Source organism: Nostoc sp. ATCC 53789 (assembly GCF_009873495.1).
GTDB classification, from domain to species: Bacteria; Cyanobacteriota; Cyanobacteriia; order Cyanobacteriales; family Nostocaceae; genus Nostoc; species Nostoc muscorum_A.
Genome location: NZ_CP046709.1, coordinates 1 through 23426, shown reverse-complemented (window position 1 = coordinate 23426; position 23426 = coordinate 1). Strand labels below are relative to the sequence as shown.

The following is a 23426-nucleotide window of genomic DNA, read 5'->3' as shown; positions in this document are numbered from 1 at the left end:
CGAAGAGAGTCAAAACCTGTTGATAAATACTGAAAGAGCAAAGCGGAGCGATTGATATCACTCACTGATAGCAACGATTTATCAACCGAGGTATAGAACTGAGTATAGACAGTCAGGCAAGCCGCAACATGAGCAAATCCTGCTACCCGACCACGGTGATGCCGTATTTAGCGCTTTTGGTCTACCGGGCTTTTAATTTTCCCCGCAGTTCCTCGACAGACGTATCTGAGTGAGTTAATTTCATCATGCCCTGGAATTATCTAGCCGCAACCACATTCGTTCATTGAAATTTGAAAACCCCTGTTGCTCAAAGAATGCTTTAGCTTTGACGTTGAACGACCATACATCTAGCACCAGAGTCAAGATTTCTTTGGTCTGAGCGAACAAACGCACTTCCTCAATTAAGCGGGTACCGTAACCTTGATTTTGATATTTCGCTGTCACCGCCAAGTGATGAATATATATATAGTCCATTGCATATCGAAATGGGTTCTCCGGTAAACTCATCACCTGAGCGTAGATATAGCCGACAGGTTCGCCCTTTTCAAATCCTATGAACATGAAGTTGCTAGCATCCTTTAGTAAATCGACGACAGATGAAGCTGCAAAGGTGTTCTCAGATGGCGACTTAAAAAGCTCAGGCAGGGCTTGTGCATGAAGATACTGAACATCTGCATTCAGAGTAGAGATCACTGCTGCATCGGAGATTGTTGCCTGTCTTACTATCATGAGAGTGTTTTTCGTGGTAGTAGTGTTACCAGTATCTTTGCCATAAGTATGTATGCGCTGATCATACCTGCAAGTGGTCATCGCGCTTCAAACATAAGCAGGTTTAATCATCCAACGTTGGAATGCGGGTTGTAGCGGTTGCGATTGATAAGTTGGAATTGATGAGGTGCGATCGCCATCGCGTCACCAACGGAGTTACAATACTTTGGGTCATCAATTACACGTTTTAGGTATAACGTTTAATCCCCGAAACGGTGGAAAAATGAAAGTAGATGGCAACGGACAAGGCAAGATTTTAAGCCAAGACGAAGTGAGGCGATTATTCAGCGAGGGATTTCTCAGCCCCCGCGATCGCTCCATAGAGAATATCAACTGCTTCAGGCACGATGTCGCTCACCTCGTCCCTTGGGAGTTTTAGCGTAATCATCCCAGTATCTAACTGATATCAATTTTGATATCAAGACTCCACCTAGATGCTAGTAAAGATCCACCTAGATACTAGTAAGGGTGGGGCTTTTGATTTTATTTGGAGCGATGGCGTACCCGCTCACCGTAGATGATCGCCCCTCTAAGTAATGTAAGCATTAGCCAAAGTCCAAGCTAGTAGTAGGACAATGACTTTAAGTATATGTACTCACAAACACCTGACATTGGTGCTGTTGGGGAATTTTGTTTGAGTCAAGACCGAAATTGGTAAAGAATTTCGGAGAAACGATCCTGGTGTTGCGGAATAGCTGTATGTGTATGAAGGAGACAAAATTGCACTTTTGTCTGTTTCAGATCCGCGAGAATTATGACACCAGTAGTAGCAGTCAAACCCAGAGGTAAGCAACTAGCTCATTTAGCGCCAATTGATGCCCAACAGCGCTTAGTTCAACTGTGGCTGCATGATAAGCCTCAAAGTACCCAAAAATGTTATCGGCGGTATGCGGCGCAGTTCACCGGATTTTTGGCAGGAGTGAAAAAGGCGATCGCTCACACTAGCGTAGAAGATTTGGTGGAGTTTTCTGAGTATTTGCATAACCGGGGATTGGCTGCGCCTACTATTCAAACCTATATCGCGGCGGTTAAAAGTTTGCTGTCCTTTGCTTATAAAACTGGTTATATCAAGCAAAACCCCGGTGCTGCTATCAAGTTAAAGAAATTAGACCAGCGATTGCATTCAAAAGTGCTGACTCTCACTGATATCGCTTTGATGATTCGGCTGACAGAACGGGCCCAATATCGCTACCAATCTCAACAAATACGGGATGTTTTGATATTGAAGCTGCTGTATGTGGCTGGGTTGCGGGTGTCGGAGTTGGTAGGGCTGAGGTGGAGAGATTTTACAAAGCGCGATCTCACGGGGCAGATTACTGTTGTAGGGAAGGGGAATAAGTCTCGTCATGTGTTGCTGCCAGAATATTTGTGGGTCGAACTAATGAACTACAGGGGGGAGGCTCCCAAGGATGCTTATGTTTTCCCCAGTCGCAAGGGCAAGGGGTTGAAGCCGTTGCAGCGTCAAAATGTTGATCCAATAATTAAGGATGCTGCCGTTCGGGCCGGGCTGATGGAGAAAGTTAGCTGTCACTGGTTTAGGCATAGTCACGCTACGCACAATGCTGAAAGGGGAACCCCTGTGCCGTTGATTCAGCAAACGATGGGTCACGCTGATATTGCTACAACTTCGGGTTACATTCACATTCGGCCAGGGGACAGTAGCGCTTTGCACCTGCCGCAGGTTTAACATCGCCTAAGATGTCGTAATTTGGACTATGATAACGTCACAGCAAGACTTTCAGCGGGTGTGTGTAGGCTTAAGACAGCTTCGCTACTTCTGAGCCTACTGAGGCAATTCTGGTTCATCAGGACAAAATTCTAAAACCACTCTTGCTCTTAATCTTCCTTTTTGCCAGCCGGGAGCATCTAATTTAATCACCTGACAATTTATACCTTTATCAAAAAGACTTTGACCTTGAGAATCTTTGACGATTAATCTTCTCTTAATTACTTCTACAAAATTTTCAGCCTTAATTTGCAAATCAGCAAAACCATGTGAGGATAAATTTAACTGGCGACCAATATTTTGATGATTAAGAGATAAAATTTGATCATTATTAACCGGATTGAATACATCATTCATATTAAGATCCATTTACTAGGGTTAAAAACTAGCCAAATCACATTTAAAGGACATCATACAAGAAAGTATTGTAAAAGAGCAATCAGCAATAAATTAGCTCACATTTTAGTTAGAATTTAGTCAGAAGCAATATCCAAAAAATCTTGTCCGGTAAAATAAAAATATTTTCTAAGCAATGTTTGTGAGTTCTGTAATTCCTGTTGTGCTAATTTTAGGTTATTTACTAAGGGTTTATATAAATCTTCTCCTCCAATAGATCCAGAGTAATTATTTATTCTTAAGCGTTCTTTTTCAGATTTAATAAGGTAAATATAAAGTCTAAAAATACAATTTTATAATTCTCTATTAAAAGAAGTAATTTCTTTTCTAAATAGAAAATAAAAATCTTTTTCTGTATATATAGTCATCAACTGGTTTAAGGTTTTTTAGCGTTAACAACATTTGGTTAATTAAAAGGCTTCGTATATAAAATTCTTGATACAGTAAATAAGCAATATTTTTCTGTTCATACTTATTCTGTCTTTGCCACGTTAAATATGAAGATATTATTCCAATCAAACCCCCAGTTATTGCACCAGCTATTGGAGGTAAAACTTTTTCTACAACATCCGCTAACATAAATATCTTTACTACATGGGATACTTAGTTATCATAGTAATTTTTTTTAGCATATTCTTTATATACTAAGAACTCATTTCCAATATTAGTATTGCTCTTTGGCAGGCTTTTCAGGATATCTTTGAGAATTTTGCGAAATGAATTTAGAATCACAATCAAAAATGAATCACGAGAGAATAAGACTTTGGGATAGGGGTATAGTAAAGCGATCGCCCCGCCAGAAGCGATACTCTTGGAGCTTGCCGAAGGGTGATTGCTTCCCTGCCCCATCTCAGTATTTCAGTATTTCTGTAAATACGCTTTTACTTTTTAGTTCCATAGTGCTGCTCTAGCAAGTCTCGCAGCAGGTCAGCCATTGTAACCCCTACATCCACTGCTTGACGTTTAATTGCTTTGTGCAGTGACTCAGGAATATCTAAGGTTAAGCGTTTCATTTTTTCAGGTTGTTCTTGTGGAGGTTGGGGCACAACAGACTCGCGATCGCTCACCCATTGCTCTAAGTTTACGGATTGCAGTGCTTCAGGTTTTTTACCAAAATTGACCTTTTTCGCTGACATTTATTCAACCCCCAGTTTCAATAATTCATTTACCAGCGCTTTTACTTCCTTGGCAGCAAAACCATTCTTGTCAACTTCAAGAACCGTATTGCCTGATGCTGCCGATTCTGCAAACACAACTCGCTGGCTAATAGCTGACTTCAGGACTGGAAAGGGGTACTGCTCAAGCGCTTCCACTACATCCCGTCCAATTGCCGTATTTACTATTTTACGATTAATTACAAATACAGCTTTAATGTTTTCTTTAAATACAGAAGCTTCTGTGATCAGTTTGATAACTTCAACTGCTGCCCAAATATCATAAGGACTGGGTTGAATAGGAATCACAACTAAATCTGCCGCAATAATTGCACTTCGTGCTAAATCCGAGACTCGCGGCGGCCCATCAATCACCACATCGTCATAATCTTTTGCAAGGGTTGGTAAATCACGGTGAATGGTAGGGCGGTCTAATCCTACTACTGGAAATGGGGGTTTCTCTCCGCGTGCTGCTGCCCAATCTCGTGATGACCCTTGTGGATCTGCATCTACTAACAACACATTGTGACCTTTCAACACCAGCCCATGACTTATATGAATCGCCAGTGTTGTCTTGCCTACGCCACCTTTTTGGTTCTGTACTGAAATAATCATTTCTGTAAATAAAGGAAATCGTGTTTATACATTTACAGAAAATTGCTCTTTTGGCTAGGGTGCGATCGCCGAAGGCTTAAGCTTCGCTTAGGGACTTCCAGAAAATAAACTATTCCATCACCAATAATGATAATCATTTTAAAGGGGAATGAAGGGGCTGCCGTCGGCAGCCCCTTCATTCCCCTTTTATAGTAATTTAAATAATGACCCTTGTTTTTGAGTGTGGTAACTGATGGCCATAGTATTAACTGATTCCCTCAAAAAGTTGTTGATTGAAACTGCATTTCAATTAAAAGGTGCAGCAAAACGCAAGTTTATGGCACAGACAGTTCGGGGCTTAGGTTTAGGAGGGCAAAGGCTTGCACAATCAGAATTAGGATGGAATCGAGATACTATTAGGAATGTTTGAGAGAATTAGAAAGTGGTATTATTTGCGTTGATAACATGAGTGCGAAAGGACGTTATAAAGCAGAAGAACATTTGCCAAATCTTTTAGAAGATATAAAAAATATAGTAGATTCGCAAAGTCAAACTGATCCTAGTTTTAAAAGTCAAAGACTATATAGCAGGCTCAGTGCATCTGAAGTCAGAAAGCAATTAATTGAAAAATATGGTTATAGTGATGAAAATTTACATACATCAGAAACAATTCGAGTCAAATTAAATAATTTAGGTTACAAGCTCAGAAGGGTAAAGAAAGTTCAACCTCAAAAAAAATCCCACAAACTGATGCCATCTTTGAGCAATTAGACCTAGTTAATATTGATGCTTCGGAAGATAAAAGTATTTTACGTCTAAGCATGGATGCAAAAGCTCGCGTTAAGATTGGCTCATTTGATCGAGGGGGTAAAAGCCGGGATGGAGCGAAAGCTGATGACCATGATTATAATCCAAAAACAACTGTAACTCCTTATGGTATTTTCCTTCCAGAGCTTGATGAGCTATTTTTATACTTTACAGAATCGAAAGTTACAAGTGATTTTATTGTTGATATTTTAGAGGATTTTTGGTTAGAAGAAAAGCATCGTTTTTCTGATATTCAAACCCTACTTCTCAATCAAGATAATGGTTCGCAGAATAGTTCACGGCGTACCCAATTTATGAAACGTATAGTAGAGTTTGCCCACAAGCATCAAGTAAATATACGTTTAGCTTACTATCCACCTTATCATAGTAAATATAATCCGATAGAAAGGACATGGGCAATACTAGAGAATCATTGGAATGGCAGCATTTTAGATGAAGTGGAGACGGCTTTAAAGTTTGCTAGTACTATGAAATGGAAAGGTGATCATCCAGTAGTTAAGCTAGTACACAAAACTTATGAGAATGGGGTAAAACTTACAAAAAAAGCTATGGCTCAAATTGAAAAACAGATTGAGCGGCTAACCGATTCTACTCATGAAGTCTTCCCAAATTTAGGTAATTGGTTTATTGATATTTGTTGTAGTAAAACAAAAGTTATTTGATTTTAATAACAGCATTTATTTAGCTACAAAACATACTAATTTTACACTGTTTAACTTCAAAGCAGACGACAAGTGTATAGATTATTCATGCATAGATGAGGGGGAGAAAAGGGGTTGCCGAGGGCAACCCCTTTTCTCCCCCCTTAAAATGATTATCATTCTTGAGAAAACCTGTCTCTTGTTTTTCTTGGAATAATTTATTCTTTGGAAGTCCCTTAGTTTGTTTAGGGTGTCAGCGGGAGTTATATCTATCCCCAATTTGAAGAGAAATACTAGATGCCTAAGCCAGGAAGTCATCCCTCCGACTTAGGCATCCACCTACCTCAACTTATGCTAGTTTGGTAACTTTTTGCGGCGAGGGTGTTGAATGTCAGCAAAGCCGCGCAATCCCCTTGCTTTAGAAGAATCGGTGTAGACATCAGCCCTACGGACTTCATCAGAGAACTTTAAGCCGATTCTGGTCTCTAGGTTAGCGATAGACACCTGGAAGTTATTGAATTCACCAACAGGCCGACGCTCAAAGGGAATATTATTAACAAATTTCTCCTGACTAACAACGTAGGCGCTGGAATAGAGTTTGCCCACTCCGTCCGTTACCAAAATAACCTTCCAAAAAAATTGGGGAACTTGAATGTCCCGATGAACTACATCAGTTTGTTGGAAGATGGGGCCAGTGAAAACACTTGCAAGAAGATCATCTTGATCTGTATTGGTAAGGATGAAGTTTTCCAGCCCCTGCCACAGCTGCTCTGATTGGTTGAACTCAAAGTACTGAGGAGAGCAATTTGTGAAATGGAACGTGTCGCTGTTGGCTATCCTTGCTGTGCTTTCTTCTCCCCAAATTGGGTCTTGTCTGCGAACCAAATGACCTCGGTCAAAAAAGTTCCCTCCCGGTTCATTGCCGTAAAAATTGTTTCCTACTTGTAGATTCTCCCGGATGCGGGGATCAAAAAACCATTCGTCGTTCTTTCGTTCTAGTCCAACCCACTGCTTCCCGTTAATATTGACAGCAGTGTAGAAGGCTAAGCGACGGGTTTCACACATGACGATTGAGAAATGTGTGTAGCGGAGGATATTGTCTTGCGTCCCCTCTACTTGTGCGACTGAACCAAAGGCAAGGGCCGTCGATGTTAATTCTGGTAGGGAAATTGTAACCCCAAGAAAATCAGGGTCATAACCTTTGCGACCATCATAATAACTCAGTGGACGAATACTTCCGCGCCTTGGTTTAGCGCTAGGCTTAGAGGGCTTTGTCTTCTTCTCAAAATTGAGCCGATCCCCCGATAGTTCAGGAGTACTTATTGTCGAGGTGACTACGCTTTCGCGGGGAGTCGTACCTGGGAATATTCGGATGCCCTTGGCATCTTCGAGGAAAGCTTGAACCAACTGGGAGGCGGAACCATCCTGTTGAGCTTGAATTTTGTTTACTTGAGCGATAATTTTACTTGTCCGTATACCCTCATTGGCGATCCATTTAATTTGATTTTCACTAAGCTTTTCTGCTTCTGACTTGGATACCCACTTGCCGTTGGTCAGTTGAATTTCTTCAACTCCCTCATGGATGCGAGTTTTTACTACACTCTTGTGATGAATGGCAACTACCTGCCAGTTATCATTCAAAGCCGGAGACCCGGAAGACCCAGGAGCCGTGTCGCTGGCATACCAGAGAAAATTGTCTGTAAGGGCATCCTGGTTATCACCAATCTTGAGAACTTTGTTTTCTCGAATAGCAATTTGCTTGGGTTGACCATCCGGGTGTTGGATAATGGTAACGAATTCTAATGGTTCTACCTTGTGAAGGGTAGGATCGAGACGCAAAAACCCATAATCTGCAAGGTTAGCTTCTGCGTCGTCCGACTTTTCAGCAACGGCAACTAGGGTAAAATCAAGCTCGGAGTCCGTGATAAATGCTTCAGTAGGTGTCAGTTCAAAAGCTTTTCCCTCTCGAATTCTACCGCTAATATCCATTTCATAGCCAAACTGGGCTAATGCTCGCATTGCCGCATCAACAGATTCAATGACATGATGATTTGTGATTAGCAGTCGGGGAGATACGAGCAAGCCAGTTCCCCAACTTCCATTTGAGCCAAATATATCTCCGACCCAAATCCGGCAAACTGCGCGGGCAGCCAGCGTCCCCCTTTGCAGGAAGTTAATCGGCAGCAGATCGTTACGCCCAAGAACACGCTCCAGATCGAAGGAGGACACTCCAGAACCACTCGCTGCAATGTTTTCAACTCGCCTAGCCAAAACCGTTAGAGGGTCTGTTGTGCGGTCACGCCTTTCTATATTGGACAGAGGAGCTTCCTGGCTTGCCGAAACCTCTTGGTTCCGCAAGGATTTGAGTTTGTCAAGGAAGTCCTCACCGTAGGTCACTGTCTTAAGAGGCATAAGTTTTTAAGACTCCATAATTTGCAGAAACTGGACGTAACTATGGCAAAGCTAAACCTGTGTAGGTATTGAGCCGAGATACAAGTAAGTGCGATTTGTTCTGGAGAAACCCAATATTTGGGTGGATTCCAGGCTTCAGTAGAGTAACTCCACCAGGAGTTGAGTTCGCACTTTAATCCTCTGCTGATGACAACTTGATACCCATGTAGGTGAGGTGAAATATATAGCCGTAGCCATTTAAATTAGGACGCAGCTTGCTTGAGAACGATTTCCATAGCATCACGTAAATTATCAGATTTAAGTAACAGCTTGCGAATTCTGCTTTTTAAAGTCGCCCAACACTTTTCAATCCGATTGAGGTCTGGAGAGTAAGGCGGCAGGTAAACTAGCTGACACCCAACGGCTTCAATTAATTGGGCAATCCGACCGCCATGATGAAACGTCGCATTATCTACAATTACCCACTCACCTGGACGCAAGACTGGAATCAAGCAAGTTTCTAGCCAGGTTTCAAACACAGTACGGTTACACGCCCCCTCAACCGTAAATGGCGCAATCAGTTGCCGATCTCGATAGCCAGCGATCATATTAATACGACCCTGCCGCCGACCTGATTTGAGGTCGTAGAACCGTTCCCCAGCAGGAGAGTAGCCGTAACCGTAGTTATCGCGTTCATCCATACCAGACTCATCAACATATATCAGATGAGGGGCTTTTGGGTTATCTAGTTGCGCTAAGAATGTTGCCCGTTTAGTTTCATCTCGTTGGCTATACCCGTATGTTTTTTTTTACGTGTATGTCCAATATTCCTAATGCTCTCGAAATCGTGCGCTGGCTAATCTTCCCATCCCATAGTTCCGCCATTTCGCTCTGAGTTTTATCCCCATGCTCTTTGATGAAGGTGCGAAACTTCTCCCAGTCGCTTATTTTACTGTTCTGCTGTGATACTTTCCTTTGTTTAGGTTTGACATTACCTGTTTCGGCTTTGCGCTGAAACCACAAGTTAATCGTGTTGCGACTGATATTGAACAGAAGGCTTGCCTCACACTTCTTGAGACCGTCCAACTCAATCGCTTGCATGACTTTTTGCCGGAAATCATCACTGTAAGCTTTGGCCATTGAAATAGGGTAGACGCAATCGGAACTCTTATAGTCTACGTCCTAATCTTCATGGCTATAGCTATAAAACCAAGTCCTACCACCCTAGTGCGGGGTTGAAAGCACTTAAACTACCAGATAATGTTAGCCCCTACGGAAGAGACTGACTGTTCATACTGTAAAGCGGGGACGAAAGCGGTCAATGGTGATAATTGCTGAAAACACCAACCGCATTGAAAGCAGCGGCACGATTGAGAAAGTACAACAGATTGCAGGACACCGGAGTCCACGAACGACGAAGCTCTATGACAGAACAAGTGATTTTACCTGTTGTCAGCCCTATTAAGTTTCGGCTCACGCAATTCGGTTGATTGAGAGGTAGTTCCAAAGAAATCGTCGGTGAAAGTAAAGATAGCCCCAAAATTGTGAGAAGGACGTCGGTGGTGTTCGAGATGGTGACGTTCTATGAGTTTGTAATAACATAGTGATTCAGTCCAATTATTCTCGAGTCCGTGGATTGCACGATGGAGTTTTGTCCAAAGGATCGAGTGGCATACAAAAACTATTGATAATACAACTGCGCCTATAGGATCAATCCAACCTATGCTAATAAGTAGTGGAAAGCACCAGATAAAATGAGTCAAGATAGGCAAGTCAACATTCAGATCGTTACGCCCTTGATGATGGTGAACCAATGCATGGTCTCGAAATATCCGGTCGAGTGTTGGTTCACGCAGTAGGCGTTGGTGCATAAAGTAACGATGAGCAATATACTCTGCTACTGCGGTAAATGCAAACGACCATATAATCCAAGCGAAGATTCTAACTAATATCATATTTTTTCAATTACAAACTTTCTTTCCTTACTCCTCAATGTTTCCAAATTTTATTTCCGTAGCGGCGGCTAAGGAAACCCTTACTTCAACTCTTAAATTTGCTCATACTCACTTTTTAAAGACACTTGACCCAACACGAATAACTCCACCAAACCCTGCATAAAGCAGCCCTAAGATAACTAGGCTGAACTTGAAAAATGCACACCACTTAGCAAGCTGAGGATAGGGAGCTGTTACAGAGATGAACAGTATGATCAAGAGGGCAATATCTTCTAATACGTCTAGCAACGCCGCCAACCATTGTCCCCATGCCAGCCAAATCCCTAATGAAACCAATGCGTCCCCGCGTTTTTGAATGGCTTTGTTCGCCCAAACACAGGCGAAACCAATAGTGTTGGAATAGACAACAATATAAAGAAAATCGAGTCCAAGGCTAAACGCTGCCCAGGTTTGACCTAATGTTCCCCAGGAGTGCAGAATCTTGCTAGATTCAGGTACGCTGCCAGCCAGTTCAAACTGCACAATATCAGGGTTCAGAGGGATAGCTCCAAGCACCAGCATCAAAAATATGGTCAATGCAGCCAGTGGCCAAAATACCCATGCATACTTGCTGTCAACTATGCGCTGGAATGGATGTGTCATCTCTGTCTTCCACTAAATCGATAGTATTGCCTTATTTCGACTTAACTTCAGGGCAGATGGGGTCACTATACCGAAACGGGAAAATTGTTCGCTAAGGAAATTTTGGAGCTACGACCGAGCAGAGTCGTTATGCGGTTGTGGCAATGATTATGCACTGTACAACTAGCTTTCAGTCAAAAAGTAAGAAACTCAGTCATCAACGTTTCTAAACCGGGCTGATATCTGTTACGCTCCCATTATCGATTTCTAGTTTCCTCTCAAAAACCCTTTACAATAGTTCTGATCAGGGTTAGCAATGAAATTTGGCTTTCGACAAAGCCAAGGATATTTTGCAGGCTCTCTAGGTTCGACGGCGGGGTTTTGACAAGAGTATCAGCATCAACAATTCTTGCCCAATCCAGCTCTTTTATTATATTCACGCCGACTGCTTTCATTACTTTTAGAAACTCGTGAGCAACGAGTCCATAACCAATAGTAGTCGGGTGAATGCCATCAAGGCTTATAATGCCCCCCCTGAACCTTTTTAGTGGATCGATCTCATCCGGATCTACGCGCAGATAACGCGTATCAAGAATGGGTTTATTGTCATTAGTAAATCTACCGTTCGTACCAGCATTGTGTTGGAGGGCCGTTACTAATCCATTGGGAAAAACATATCCGATTACTCCTCCCCGACGTCGGAAGGCAAGCTGGTCAAGTTTTTCGCACAGATCAACAACGTGCCAACCGCGCTCTGCCGCCTTATCTCGTATTGCCTGGTTATACGAATCGATAGTCTGATCAATCGTGCGAGCCTCTTGACGAGTGAGATGTTTGAATCTGTTGGGATCTCTGGAGAAGTCGTCGTCCCATACCCAGAAGTGCGTGTAATACTCGTAGTATCCTTCTTGATCACGCCCCTCGCCTTGAGAAGCTCCCGGAGTAATACCCCGACTGACTGGCGGAATTGTAACATGCGGTACCGTGCTTACAAAAACATTATTCGCACTTATAGCGTCAATCCTATTGGCAATGCGGTTCAATAATTGTTGAAAATGAGAGAGTCGCCAAAGGTTGCAGGTTCGCTCATGAGCGAGCCGATCAAGGTCTGCGTCCTCAGACCATTTGATTTCCAAATCTGTGACAGTGGCAAGGCAATTGTTCGGTCCGAGAAAGAATATTAGGTTGTCAATTCCGCCCTCTCCTGCGGCAATCTTTGCTGCAATGTCTAGCTGCGTCCATTCCCTGCACTGCTCAGTAAATCTTGGGTTTAACGTCCGTCGGGCGGTGCGATACATCCCAAACTCAGGAATTTTCTTCGCTGTGATTAAATTGTCTTTTGGTGGCGGAATGAAACGGTGGCAAAGACCTTCTGATAAAGTATCACAGTCTCCCAACTGAAACCCCCAAACTGCAAGGTTTCGATGTAAAAGTCCTGTTTCTGAGGGTCCGCTTCCGTCACCGCGTTCCCAATAATCCTCAACCCGATCTAGAAAACTTCGTACCGTTAAGAAAGCTTGGAGTAGGTCATACCAGTCGATATTTTTACCGAATCTTCTGGCAAGTAGCCGAAAGAGCTCTTCTAAGTTAACTGGCAAGCCACCCTCGCCCGTAAAGTCAGGAACTAGGAAGTTTGTGTCACCAAGACAATCCGCGATCATTGCAGGATATGAAAAATGTGTTTTGGAAATACTTCCACTCTGAAAACCTTGAGTCAAGCTATCGCCAATAGCAACTAGTTTAGCTGGCATTGTACTTATCCTTTGTGGCGCAATTACCTCTATCTAATCTCATTCAAGACGAGGCTAGAAATTTATAAATATCTACTATTAGAGTATCTTTTTCGAGATAGCGATAAATTAAGATTTGTACATTAGGTAGTAAGTATGAGAACGCTTTCACCGGGTGGATGCGCTCTCACTTGTAAAGCCTCGGGCAGAAGCTTCCGGGTTAAGCCCTGATATCTGCAATCATTCGTTCAGAGCGACCGGAATCACTGCGTACCTTAAAAGCGGGGGAACTATCGAGAAGGCGCAGCAGATTGCAGGATATCGAAGCCCTCGGACGACAAAGCTCTATGACAGGACCAACGACGCAATCTTCTTGGATGAGATAGAGCGGATTGTTCTCTGACTCACTCACCTGTTCACCGATATTTTTTCTCACTTTTCCTCTGTAGTACTCTCTTCATCCATTTCAGCGCCAAAATACTCAAAAATTTCATACCCTATCGTTATCCCTCGACTCTACCGACGTAAGAGTACCAGGAAAAATACCTACGGAAGACTGAACAAAAGATAGATTTGTCACTTTTTTCTGGCAGTCAGCGACCGCCCGCACAATTTCATCATCCAAACCTCTTGACAAACTGCTCATCATCTTAACTTGTCACGAATGCATGATGAGTGATCATGCGAGGAGATAGTGATAGGGTCGAAACAGCTTGATTGGTGTGCCATTGATCTGTTTCAATTGACCGCTTCGAGCGCCCTTATACAGTAACTTCAGATCCCTTCGGTCGACTGGGGTAAGTTCGCTATCATCGCCGTAGTTCATAATGGAGAAAGGCTTGTGTTCTCCAAATATCTCGCTCGGCCACTGGGTCTCGGACTCCGGGGCAAAGAAGTGCCGCAGTCCGAATATGTGACCAATCTCGTGCGACATCGTGTCCACCTGCTCCTTGTTGCTTTGCCCGAACATCGTCGGGAAGATGAAGAGTTGATGCCGCCCCTCGTCGGGGAAAAAGGCTCGAGCGAGAGTGCATCCTTGGGGGGTGCAGCTTTCGTGTTGCTCCACGACGATCTCAAAGTCATAGTTGTCAGAATGTTCTGTGAAGCGGATCGGAACCGCGTCTCCCCACGCCATAATGGCTTCATTCAGCAACGCTCTAATCCTCGACTTAACGGACTCAGGTTGCTGGAAAACACTCAGCGAAGCCGTATTAAATCTCCATCGGAGAACCATACCCTCCGCCCAAAGCGGGATAAATCCCTCGGTGGCATCAACGACGATCTCAAACGGAGACCTTTTACGTGCACGGTGGTCGGTCGTGCAGATCACTCCTTTTCCGAGCAGGTGAATATGAGGTTCCGTGACGCGGGCAAGTTCCTCCTCTGGTATCAGTGCGAATAAACCACGCTCGTCTTCATCCTGTTGCTGGTTTTCGTATTTCGGCCTATTGCCTTCCTGGGCGACGTTGTTCGGTCCTTGTTTTTCACCAAAACCGTTGCCCGGATACTTGGAGTGGCTGACTGCTGCGCCTGCCACTTCAGCAATCTTTTTGAAAGCCTCGATAAGCTGTCTTTCGTTCTCACTCATTGTTATACGCCTCCAGTCTTAGAAATGTTTCTTCCTTGGACATAGCTATGCAACCTCCATCGCTGTCTAACAACTAAGTGACGCGGCAGCGATCAACTCGGAAACTACACCAGGATATCTCTTCCGTTCACTTTAACGAGTTATGAGGCTGCGGTTGTTGAAAGACATTCTTTTGCCATAATTACCTCTATCTAATCTCAGTCAAGATGAGGTTAGACATTTTTACATATCTACTATTAGAGTATCTTTTTTGAAATCGCGATAAATTAAGATTTGTACATTAGGTAGTAAGTTTGAGAAGAGCATTTTTATAGAAAGTTTGCTCTCTACTTCGGGTTAAATATACTAACTGAAACCACAGTCAGCTTATTTAAGCTGCGCCAAATTTGTTGCCTTATATGAATTATCAAAGTATAGGGCAGGCATAGATGCTTCAGCCTTCCTGTTTCTCTTCTGCCGCAGGAACCTTCCCACCCTTCTTCGTTTTCTGCTCAAGAAACCGAAGAAGACTCTTTTCTAATAGGGTGAGTGTAGGTCGTCTTAGCCTTCCAAAATACTCAAGGTTCAATGCTACCACTTCCTCACGCTCAGTCTGCGCTTGATAAATCGCGGAAAGTTGCTCGAATAATTTTCTCCTGCTCTGAGCTTCTCTCTTTGTATGCTTAAGGAAGCTAAGATTGTTGCTGTCAACATCGGCTACAGTTCTATCGTAAAGTTCTATAGTACAAACATCTTTGGTTACTTCTCTTATAAGCCCCCAATAACCCACACGCTCTGAAAGGCGTGGATCGCTATTTCGTTTGATGACACAGATATCACCTTTAGTAAGCCTATAAGCTACTTTTTCTCTACCATTTTCTTTTGTGCCTTCGACATACTCGGCAACTGTCTCTTTTACCAGATCATGAGTAGGAGCTTTTCCGCCCGCTTTTTCTACAGATCGTGCCCAGGCTGCAACTTGCTTTTCGGGTTCTTCCTTTAAACGAGACAGGGGCCGGATCTGATATTCACTTGTAGGAATCATGTGCGCGGGTCGCGCTCGCTCCCGAAGATTATCAGCAATTGTTGCAGCCTCAATCAGCTGATACGAATGACGACGCTGGAAGCCAAATCGCTCATAGCAGTAATCCTCAAACGTTCGATGGGTAGCTCTATAAAGCCGCTTTTCATTGATTTCCCGAAGTGATCTTCCCGCTATGTAGAAAGACTCAATTACTAGGTTCTCAAGCTCATAGAGACGGTTACGTTCTTCATCGGTAAGCGGTTCTTCTTCAGAAACAATCTCGACAGGAACACGCTCAATTGCCGTTGCGTCCTTTGCCTCCTCTGCCTCTATATCTTTTGTCTCTTCTACCTTAATCTCCTCGGCGAGAGCAGCACTTCCATTATTTTCTTCTTGTACCAGCGCTTCCTTCTCTAAAGGAGGAATTTCTTCTTTAGCCTTCCTTGGCCGTCTTACCATTTCCCTTACCTAATCCATTTCTTTTATTCTGTCATGAATCGAAGGAAGGATGACTTCCGCAGGAAGAAACCTTTTATAATTATATAATTTGGTAGTAGGATTTGTAGATGGAATATCTACTTGAGTGAGAAAAGACAACACTACTGTGCATCAATCTAACGTAGAGCCTACCTGATGTTCCGACGCTTCAGGGTAACACGGTTTATTGAAGCCCGGCGGATCAATTGGAGACAACATGGAGAGTGATGACACGGCACCGCGTACCTGTTCCGGGCTAACTTCTAAGTATTTGTAGAGTTCATCAAGGGTTCTGTGTCCTGAGAGGATGTTTGAAAAGTTTTTAGAGGTCAGAAATTATGCTAACCGCCTCACCATAATACGGATCATGGCAATATAAATAAAAGTCTCCGATGTTTGTGGCAATAACTCATAATCTCGAACTAATCGCCGACATACCATCAACCAACCAAAAGTACGTTCCACCACCCAACGTTTTTTGAGCAAAATAAAACCCTTGGTTTGCTGTAGTCGCAGCACCACCTGTATAATCCAACGACAAAAATTCATAACCCACTGCATGAATGGTTCGCCATCAAAGCCACCATCGGCCCAGATGGTTGTTAAGCGAGATACATTGTGCTGGGACTTTTTACTTGTTTGAGAACTTGTTTGCCGCCTTCTCGCTCACCCACATTGGGGGTATGCTTTACTCATGTCGCTCTCTCGGTGCTGTTTACAATCTATTTACAGCGTATATCGAGAGAGTTTTTTACAAACTGCCCGACTTTTCAAACCTCCTCTAAGCTCGACTTTATCCATTTTTACGCGATCCAAAACCCGACACCGAAACCATTGCGGGACGCTAGTTTTAGTTTTTGGACTTGAGCGTAAATCAGTGACATGGAAAAAGTATTTGCCAAAAAACCAGGATTTTTGCCGGATAAGGAAAGCCGAGTTCTTAATTTTGGATAAAGTCGAGCTAAGGAGGATCGTCAACAATAGTGTTTAAGATGCGGTCGTTGGGAACTATTACGATCGCATTTCAAGAATTATTTCTAATCGCAAACATGATAATGAATAACCCAATGGCGATCAACGTTATCTTTTTGGGAAGTATAACAATGTTTTGACTTTCAAGACTCTACTTTTTAGTCATCGCAGAAAGTCAGTACCGCACCCATCACCCACACTTTTTCTGTGTCGCGGATAGTCCGTAAAATTACGTTAGTTCGACGGTTAGAAAAGGGCAGGAGGTAGTGCAGGTAAATCTTTTGGGTAAATATCAATCGACGGTTTTTTGGGCAAATAGGTGTAAGCAGCTAAACCAGCCATCAAGTTAAGCAAAAAGTTAAATGGACTACGATGGCGGGAGTGTTCTATTTGACATATATTTTTCAGATGGTCATTAACCGAGTCAATTACAGCGCGTTTGCGTAACAGAATCTTATCAATCAGTTTTACCAAACGATTTTTCATTTTCTTCTTGGATTTTGTGACTAATTGTAACCCTCGCTCATATAGCTCCTCAAATAATTTTTGAGAGATGTATCCTCTATCACCAAAAAGTTTACCAATTAAGTCTTTAGTCATATCTGGGACTGGTTTTCGGTCATCTACATTTGCGGGAGTTAGTGAAAATGCTAGTAATTCTCCACAATCATTAATAATCAAATGCAATTTAAATCCAAAATGCCAGCCCACAGAATTTTTTCCCCATTTCACTAATCCTTTAAATACCTTGTGAGAATGCGCCCGACAGTTGTGACAAACATTAATTGGGGTGGAATCGATAAAGCTAATCCCTGTAATTTCTCCTGTACGTGTATGTAAAAAGCAACATAACAGCATTAAACACCAGGGCATCAGTTCCACAAACCGAGTGTAGCTGACCAGATTTGGAAATGCTTCACGCCAACTTGTCAGCACATGCATGGTATAGAATTCCTTGAAAGTCTTATATCCATTGCCATGAAATGCGATGACTATTGTCATCACTTCTGATAGATGCATTCGGGAAGTGCTGCGCCTTTCTCCTGTTGTCGATGGCAATTGTGGTACTTGCCGCCATAGATTTTCCCATTGCTTACAGAAATCATCTACGTCGCAGAAAATTTGCGCTCTGGTCGAGGCGAGATATTATGGTAGACATAGCCGAGACCCTGATTTTTGTTAGGTATTATTAGTCTCGGCATTTTTTTGTGACTTTTTTGCTGATTCTCAATCAATTGTAGCGATCGCCTTTTTCTATGCCCAATTGAGCAAATTCATACATAGCAAGCTTTTTGCACTTTCCTATCCGTCGAACTCACGTAATATTAGACCTGAATCCTTACGGTTCTCTAACTTTGGTTAGAGGATTAAGTCTTAGAATTTATCATAATGATCCATATAACTTGGCTGATACTTAAAGAGTTTGTCAAGAAACAAGTTTTATAAGTTTCTATTTAGAACTGACATATAAACATAGTTGATAAGCAACATTTAAAAGGAAATTTGATTAATCACTTATGTATTTATTAAAAGAGAGTACTTATGATCAATAAAATTGCAATTTCAGTTACATCCTGGAGCAACGATCGTCTTGACATTTTTAGGCTTGGTATTACTACTCATCAAATGTATCACAAAGCCTGGGACGGACGGACATGGCTACCCTCACAGGTAGACTGGAAACCACTCGGAGGAACGTTTAATAGTCCGCCTGGTGTTGCGTCTTGGGGCAACAATCGTCTTGACATTTTTGGGGTTGGTATTGATGGTCAAATGTATCACAAAGCCTGGGACGGACGGACATGGCTACCCTCACAGGTAGACTGGGAACCACTTGGAGGAACGTTTAATAGTCCGCCTGGTGTTGCGTCTTGGGGCAACAATCGTCTTGACATTTTTGGGGTTGGTATTGATGGTCAAATGTATCACAAAGCCTGGGACGGACGGACATGGCTACCCTCACAGGTAAACTGGGAACCACTCGGAGGAACGTTTAATAGTCCGCCTGGTGTTGCGTCTTGGGGCGACAATCGTCTTGACATTTTTGGGGTTGGTATTGATGGTCAAATGTATCACAAAGCCTGGGACGGACGGACATGGCTACCCTCACAGGTAAACTGGGAACCACTCGGAGGAACGTTTAATAGTCCGCCTGGTGTTGCGTCTTGGGGCGACAATCGTCTTGACATTTTTGGGATTGATATTTATTACAATACATTTCACAAAGCCTGGGACGGACGGACATGGCTACCCTCACAAGCAGACTGGGAACCACTCGGATTACCTGAACCGATTATTTCTAGTTTGTCAGGGAGCAACGCGATTTTGTGAGGTCGGACAAAAAAGGTGCGATGTCCAAAATATATATTTAACCCTGTTTCATCCCCCGATGTTTGCGAGCCGCAACATGTAGGAACTATAATTTGGGTTATTTCGTTCCTGATATCCATTGTTTTGAATCTTTAGAGGATGTCTATCCACCGGGGGTTTAGGAGGTACGCTGCCTCGGTTGCAAGATACTGGCAGTGCCAACCTCAGCAGTGCCAAACTCAGCAGTGCTGACCTCAGAGATGCCAAACTCCGTCAAGCCGACCTCAGAAATGCTGACCTCCGCCGTGTCAACCTCCGCCATGCCGACCTCAGAGGTGCCGACCTCAGCGTTCCCGACCTCAGCGGTGCCGAACTCAGCGATATCGTCCTCAATGGTGCTAGAAACCTAACTCCTGAGCAAGTTAAAAAAGCAGTGAATTGGGAGAAAGCAAGCTACAGCGAAGAGTTTCGTGTCCAGTTAGGTTTATCACCAAAACCTATTAAATAATACAGCAGCAACAGAAGCGATCGTGCTACTGTCTTACTCCAGGATAGAAAATAAGCCGCAGGAATGTGGAGAGAAAATGCCAAAGCAGAATGTGAGGGCTAGGTAGTGGCGATTATGGCATCGCTAAAAGTGCGATCACCCTTCGGGCTATCTATATACAAGAGGAAATAAATGTAGATATCGATATACAAGAGGAGATAAGCAGGTATTAAGCTATCCCTATACAAAAGGAGTAATTTAGATATATAGATATACAAGAGGGATATTGCAGACATAGCTAGAGGCACATCTGTCTATGCATATACAAGAGGGTACAATTAGTCCTTACCTACATTCCTTGTTAGAAGAGAAGACAGGATAGTCCATCCCTATGTCAGAGAGTTATCACTGTACAAGTACTCTTGAATATAGGCATCGCCCACCTTGTGAGGCGATTATCCCCATTCTACCAGGCTCTATCCCTATACAAGAGGTTATAAAAGGATAAGCAAGCGATCGCAGAATTAATTTATAAATCGCGTCTTATCCCTCACAAGTTCCTCACAATTGCTTGTGTATTTTTTTACTCATTTGATAACAAAATACTTATCAAAATTTACAAAGAGATTCTCGAACGAGATGTCGATCCTTCAACCACAAGGACTAGCATGAAGAAATACTTGAAAGCTTCCCTAAGCTTAGCTACAGCGATTTCATTTGGAACCACTTTGGGAATTCAAGATTTTGTGAACGCAGAGGGGTTTGACCTGTATGCGCTTAGTGGTGCTTTGTGGAGAACTCAACAGATTCCGGTTTGTTGGGAGAACCCAAACAACCAAAACTTGACGGAGCGAGAATGGGTTCGCGATACAGTAACCAATACTTGGGCTAGTAATTCTTCTCTCACCTTTACAGGCTGGAATGAGTGTCAACCGAATAGTAGAGGTATCCGCATCCAAATTGCTGATGAAGGCCCACATACTAAAGGGTTAGGTAATCAACTTGATGGATTACCTAACGGCATGGTTTTGAATTTTACATTTGGCAGTTTTAGCCGAGATTTTTGTCAAGCTGACGTACCGGGAAGAAGAGAGCATTGCATCAGAGTTGTTGCACTACACGAATTTGGTCACGCACTAGGATTTTCACATGAACAAAATAGAGCTGATGCACCAGGCTGGTGTCAGAAAGAACGACAAGGTAGTAATGGCGACATCATGGTTACGGATTTTGATAAAAATTCAGTTATGAATTACTGCAACAATTCCAGTTGGCCAAACATTGTAGCACTTAGTAACTTTGATATTGTTGGCTTGCAAAGAGTTTATGGATCTCCCGGTCAACCACTTCCAAGTAGAAATCAAATTTTTGCAGTTAATCTAACTGCTCTACATAACGAATGTAATGCAATTGGTAAATCTCGTACTGCTGATTGTGTTGCCGCAATGCACCGAGTTTGCTCACAGGCAGGACGTGGTGGTGCAGGCGTTTCGCAGGAAGTAGGTACTGGTGTCTTTGGTGTTGCTTGCTTCAACCCAAGCTGGTATGGTGATGTTTCCTTACAAACTCTTAGAAGCTATCACAGTGGATGTGACAGTTTAGGTAAATCTCAAAGTGCTGAATGTGTTGCTGCTATGCATCGATACTGTTATAGTTCAGGACGTGGTGGCGCTGGGCTGGCTCAAGAAGTCGGTGCAGGTGTCTTCGGTGTTGCATGTTTTAACCCTCGTTCATACCAAGATGTTTCACTCAGTGACCTTGCCAATCAACATGGAGAGTGTAATAGCCTAAGCAAGTCACAAAGTGCTGAATGTGTTGCTGCTATGCATCGATGGTGTGTTACCAGGGGTTTGGGAACTACTGGTCTAGCTCAAGAAGTAGGTAATGGTGTCTTTGGTGTTGCTTGCTTTAATGCTTCTTGGTATGGCGATGTTGCGCTCCAGTAACTAAGTTCTTACATGGCTAACACGTCACGGCTGCGGACGGACGAAAGCCGCTGATGCTAAGTCCAAGGTTATCTGCGCCCGGTGAGCTTGGTCGTTCTCTTGAATATTTTTGGCGTTGCATAATTGAAGTATGAATTACGCGATCGCCTTAAGCTTGCAGACGCTACGCGCCCTTAACTGGGGCTGGTGGTAAACTAGGTGAAAGAACCACGCCCACACCGCCACGCCCCGCCAGACCCTGACCACAGCTAAACCTTTAATTGATACAGTCAACGTCAGCCATCAGTCATTGGCGGCGATCGCCTTTCGGGGAAGTTGCAGCTATGCCTATACAAGAGGGTAGGGATAATAGCTAGCTGCTATCTATTGCCAAGAGGGTAAGGATAGAGATAACTGATATCTGTCTACAAGAGGGCAAGTTAGGAATAACCAATATTGTTTCAGAGTAGGCAGTTAAATTTAAGTTGGCAAAGTTTAAATTTAAACCATCGTCAGCCATCCCCCAATCTAAAATAAATAGCCAAGGGTGATTGATTTAGATTGTGTCCGCCGAGGGTCTTTCTCTTATATATATAGGGGGTCGGCGGACGTTTTTAGTAAGTCTGAGATGAGGCTGTAATCCTTAGCTGGTAAGGATTCTGATTTTGAACACTGGGGAAAGCGGCAAAAATGGGGTGAAGGTGAGGGACTGGGGGACGCGGCGAAAATGGGGTGAAAGTTAAAATTTTAAGTTGATAAGACAAATTTAAAGCTAAAAAAGTTAAATTTAGATTCTGTATCATGTATGATACAAAACTGAGGTTATTCTCAATAAAGTTAAAAATTCGCAATAAGGTTAAATTTAACTTTTAGAGATGCAAGCGATCGCACCTGGGGAACCGCGCTCATCGGAGTTATGCTTTAATTTTTTCAATAGGCATAACTCTAATTACCGCCATGACCGATCGCATTGACCAAATCATAGAGAAGCTGCACCAGTTAAAGGAAATTAGACAGCAGTTAGTCAATGAACCAATGTCATCACCTGGGGCATGGGTTCATCAGTATGAGGTACGGAAGCAATATAAGAAAGGTGGTGAAATTTATTGGTATGTCTACGCAAAGTGGCAAGCTAATGAGCCAATCTTCAAAAGGAACCCCAAACCCAGGCTAAAGGGCATTGTGAAGCGCGGCAAGAACCCAGAATACACCTGCCACCAACACATAGGCAGGGTAGGGAGTAGCACAGGGCTGGGAACTGATCCAGAGGTCACGGAAGCTTACCGGGAGTGGGAGAACCGCAAGCGATTAGACGCGATTGATAAAGCTTTGGAGGAAATAGAAACCGCGCTCATAAGAGTTATGCCAAAAAGTTAAAACACAGCATAACAATTTCCATAAATCCGATAGAGTAACCGTAGTTTAGGTGTGTAGATTTTGTATGCAAAAGCGGGATTATGCGTACCTTTGATTTTGGGGCGATAGCACCTGCGGGAAACAGTGCAATTCTACTACTTGAGTATTTATAAGACTTGCTAATTATAACCAAGAGATTAATCAATAAATCTGATTAGTATGACGCAGAGGAGCCTTCAATAAGAGTATCCATATACAAGAGGATTTGACACAAACGTATCTATATACAAGAGGGATTGATGCAACAATATCCATACACAAGAGGATTTGATGCAGATACATCTATATACGAGAGGACTTGACGCAAACGTATCTATATGCAAGAGGGTAGAGACGCAGATATATCCCTGTACGAGAGGGTTTTGATGCAGACATATCTATGTACAAGAGGACTTGATGCAGATATATCCCTATACAAAAGGGTTTAAATAGTCCTTGCTATCA

At 43.0% G+C, this 23426-nt stretch carries 17 protein-coding genes and 4 pseudogenes; 7 read left to right on the top strand and 14 right to left on the bottom strand.

Annotated elements, in window-relative coordinates:
* Positions 1–243 precede the first annotated feature (243 nt).
* On the bottom strand, positions 244–729 hold the full coding sequence (locus GJB62_RS35140) for a GNAT family N-acetyltransferase (protein ID WP_181852939.1): 486 nt from the start codon (positions 727–729) through the stop codon (positions 244–246).
* A gap of 166 nt (positions 730–895) precedes the next feature.
* Here GJB62_RS35140 and GJB62_RS35135 point away from each other — a divergent pair, with 166 nt between their 5' ends.
* Both GJB62_RS35135 and GJB62_RS35130 read left to right on the top strand, forming a co-directional pair.
* Complete coding sequence (locus GJB62_RS35135) at positions 896–1147, top strand: hypothetical protein (RefSeq protein WP_147262579.1); 252 nt, start codon at positions 896–898, stop codon at positions 1145–1147.
* 375 nt (positions 1148–1522) lie between these two features.
* A complete protein-coding gene (locus GJB62_RS35130) occupies positions 1523–2455 on the top strand; it encodes a tyrosine-type recombinase/integrase (protein ID WP_114085486.1) in 933 nt (310 codons plus the stop codon).
* Between the two features lie 96 nt (positions 2456–2551).
* Here the strand turns inward: GJB62_RS35130 and GJB62_RS35125 are convergent, their stop codons facing one another.
* The 4 genes from GJB62_RS35125 to parA all read right to left on the bottom strand — a co-directional run bounded on the left by GJB62_RS35125 (position 2552) and on the right by parA (position 4659).
* Complete coding sequence (locus GJB62_RS35125; protein WP_159402690.1) at positions 2552–2851, bottom strand: KGK domain-containing protein; 300 nt, start codon at positions 2849–2851, stop codon at positions 2552–2554.
* A gap of 366 nt (positions 2852–3217) precedes the next feature.
* The gene (locus tag GJB62_RS35120; RefSeq protein WP_114085484.1) at positions 3218–3469 is read right to left on the bottom strand and encodes a hypothetical protein; all 252 of its coding nucleotides are present in this window, start codon (positions 3467–3469) and stop codon (positions 3218–3220) included.
* Positions 3470–3771: 302 nt separating this feature from the next.
* The gene (locus GJB62_RS35115) at positions 3772–4026 is read right to left on the bottom strand and encodes a CopG family transcriptional regulator (protein ID WP_114085482.1); all 255 of its coding nucleotides are present in this window, start codon (positions 4024–4026) and stop codon (positions 3772–3774) included.
* Complete coding sequence (parA, locus tag GJB62_RS35110) at positions 4027–4659, bottom strand: ParA family partition ATPase (protein ID WP_114085481.1); 633 nt, start codon at positions 4657–4659, stop codon at positions 4027–4029.
* A 238-nt stretch (positions 4660–4897) separates the two neighbouring features.
* On the opposite strand from parA, the pseudogene GJB62_RS35105 reads away from it, so the two are divergent.
* A pseudogene (locus GJB62_RS35105) lies at positions 4898–6128 on the top strand (ISAzo13 family transposase).
* Between the two features lie 333 nt (positions 6129–6461).
* Here the strand turns inward: GJB62_RS35105 and GJB62_RS35100 are convergent.
* The 9 genes and pseudogenes from GJB62_RS35100 to GJB62_RS35060 all read right to left on the bottom strand — a co-directional run bounded on the left by GJB62_RS35100 (position 6462) and on the right by GJB62_RS35060 (position 17966).
* Complete coding sequence (locus GJB62_RS35100) at positions 6462–8519, bottom strand: DNA/RNA non-specific endonuclease (protein WP_114085480.1); 2058 nt, start codon at positions 8517–8519, stop codon at positions 6462–6464.
* Positions 8520–8761: 242 nt separating this feature from the next.
* A pseudogene (locus GJB62_RS35095) lies at positions 8762–9638 on the bottom strand (IS630 family transposase).
* A gap of 923 nt (positions 9639–10561) precedes the next feature.
* Positions 10562–11095 carry a hypothetical protein gene (locus tag GJB62_RS35085; RefSeq protein ID WP_114085478.1) on the bottom strand — a complete coding sequence of 178 codons (534 nt, stop codon included), beginning with the start codon at positions 11093–11095 and terminating at the stop codon, positions 10562–10564.
* 257 nt (positions 11096–11352) lie between these two features.
* Entirely contained in the window at positions 11353–12825 is a 1473-nt protein-coding gene (locus tag GJB62_RS35080) for a hypothetical protein (RefSeq protein WP_114085477.1), read from the bottom strand.
* 658 nt (positions 12826–13483) lie between these two features.
* Positions 13484–14392 carry a M57 family metalloprotease gene (locus GJB62_RS35075; RefSeq protein ID WP_114085475.1) on the bottom strand — a complete coding sequence of 303 codons (909 nt, stop codon included), beginning with the start codon at positions 14390–14392 and terminating at the stop codon, positions 13484–13486.
* 433 nt (positions 14393–14825) lie between these two features.
* Entirely contained in the window at positions 14826–15854 is a 1029-nt protein-coding gene (locus GJB62_RS35070; RefSeq protein ID WP_114085474.1) for a hypothetical protein, read from the bottom strand.
* Positions 15855–16004: 150 nt separating this feature from the next.
* Positions 16005–16178: pseudogene (locus tag GJB62_RS37875) on the bottom strand (site-specific integrase); the annotation flags it as partial.
* Between the two features lie 30 nt (positions 16179–16208).
* Positions 16209–16549 (bottom strand): annotated as a pseudogene (locus tag GJB62_RS35065) (transposase); the annotation flags it as partial.
* 541 nt (positions 16550–17090) lie between these two features.
* Complete coding sequence (locus GJB62_RS35060; protein ID WP_114085473.1) at positions 17091–17966, bottom strand: IS982 family transposase; 876 nt, start codon at positions 17964–17966, stop codon at positions 17091–17093.
* A gap of 420 nt (positions 17967–18386) precedes the next feature.
* On the opposite strand from GJB62_RS35060, the gene GJB62_RS35055 reads away from it, so the two are divergent.
* The 4 genes from GJB62_RS35055 (at position 18387) to GJB62_RS35040 (ending at position 22943) form a co-directional block, all read left to right on the top strand.
* Positions 18387–19175, top strand: a complete 789-nt coding sequence (locus tag GJB62_RS35055; protein ID WP_114085472.1) for a carbohydrate-binding protein — start codon at positions 18387–18389, stop codon at positions 19173–19175.
* Positions 19176–19353: 178 nt separating this feature from the next.
* Positions 19354–19662 (top strand): pentapeptide repeat-containing protein, encoded by a 309-nt coding sequence (locus GJB62_RS35050; RefSeq protein ID WP_245246339.1) that lies wholly within the window; start codon positions 19354–19356, stop codon positions 19660–19662.
* Between the two features lie 647 nt (positions 19663–20309).
* A complete protein-coding gene (locus GJB62_RS35045) occupies positions 20310–21587 on the top strand; it encodes a hypothetical protein (RefSeq protein ID WP_114085470.1) in 1278 nt (425 codons plus the stop codon).
* A 936-nt stretch (positions 21588–22523) separates the two neighbouring features.
* The gene (locus GJB62_RS35040; protein WP_114085469.1) at positions 22524–22943 is read left to right on the top strand and encodes a hypothetical protein; all 420 of its coding nucleotides are present in this window, start codon (positions 22524–22526) and stop codon (positions 22941–22943) included.
* Positions 22944–23426 lie beyond the last annotated feature (483 nt).

Excerpts from the sequence above, each read along its gene's own strand:
- GJB62_RS35100 (WP_114085480.1), bottom strand. The coding sequence starts at position 8,519 with ATGCCTCTTAAGACAGTGACCTACGGTGAGGACTTCCTTGACAAACTC.
- GJB62_RS35140 (WP_181852939.1), bottom strand. The coding sequence starts at position 729 with ATGATAGTAAGACAGGCAACAATCTCCGATGCAGCAGTGATCTCTACT.
- GJB62_RS35055 (WP_114085472.1), top strand. The coding sequence starts at position 18,387 with ATGATCAATAAAATTGCAATTTCAGTTACATCCTGGAGCAACGATCGT.
- GJB62_RS35070 (WP_114085474.1), bottom strand. The coding sequence starts at position 15,854 with ATGGTAAGACGGCCAAGGAAGGCTAAAGAAGAAATTCCTCCTTTAGAG.
- GJB62_RS35040 (WP_114085469.1), top strand. The coding sequence starts at position 22,524 with ATGACCGATCGCATTGACCAAATCATAGAGAAGCTGCACCAGTTAAAG.
- GJB62_RS35125 (WP_159402690.1), bottom strand. The coding sequence starts at position 2,851 with ATGAATGATGTATTCAATCCGGTTAATAATGATCAAATTTTATCTCTT.
- GJB62_RS35130 (WP_114085486.1), top strand. The coding sequence starts at position 1,523 with ATGACACCAGTAGTAGCAGTCAAACCCAGAGGTAAGCAACTAGCTCAT.
- GJB62_RS35120 (WP_114085484.1), bottom strand. The coding sequence starts at position 3,469 with ATGTTAGCGGATGTTGTAGAAAAAGTTTTACCTCCAATAGCTGGTGCA.
- GJB62_RS35080 (WP_114085477.1), bottom strand. The coding sequence starts at position 12,825 with ATGCCAGCTAAACTAGTTGCTATTGGCGATAGCTTGACTCAAGGTTTT.
- parA (WP_114085481.1), bottom strand. The coding sequence starts at position 4,659 with ATGATTATTTCAGTACAGAACCAAAAAGGTGGCGTAGGCAAGACAACA.
- GJB62_RS35075 (WP_114085475.1), bottom strand. The coding sequence starts at position 14,392 with ATGAGTGAGAACGAAAGACAGCTTATCGAGGCTTTCAAAAAGATTGCT.
- GJB62_RS35045 (WP_114085470.1), top strand. The coding sequence starts at position 20,310 with ATGAAGAAATACTTGAAAGCTTCCCTAAGCTTAGCTACAGCGATTTCA.
- GJB62_RS35085 (WP_114085478.1), bottom strand. The coding sequence starts at position 11,095 with ATGACACATCCATTCCAGCGCATAGTTGACAGCAAGTATGCATGGGTA.
- GJB62_RS35115 (WP_114085482.1), bottom strand. The coding sequence starts at position 4,026 with ATGTCAGCGAAAAAGGTCAATTTTGGTAAAAAACCTGAAGCACTGCAA.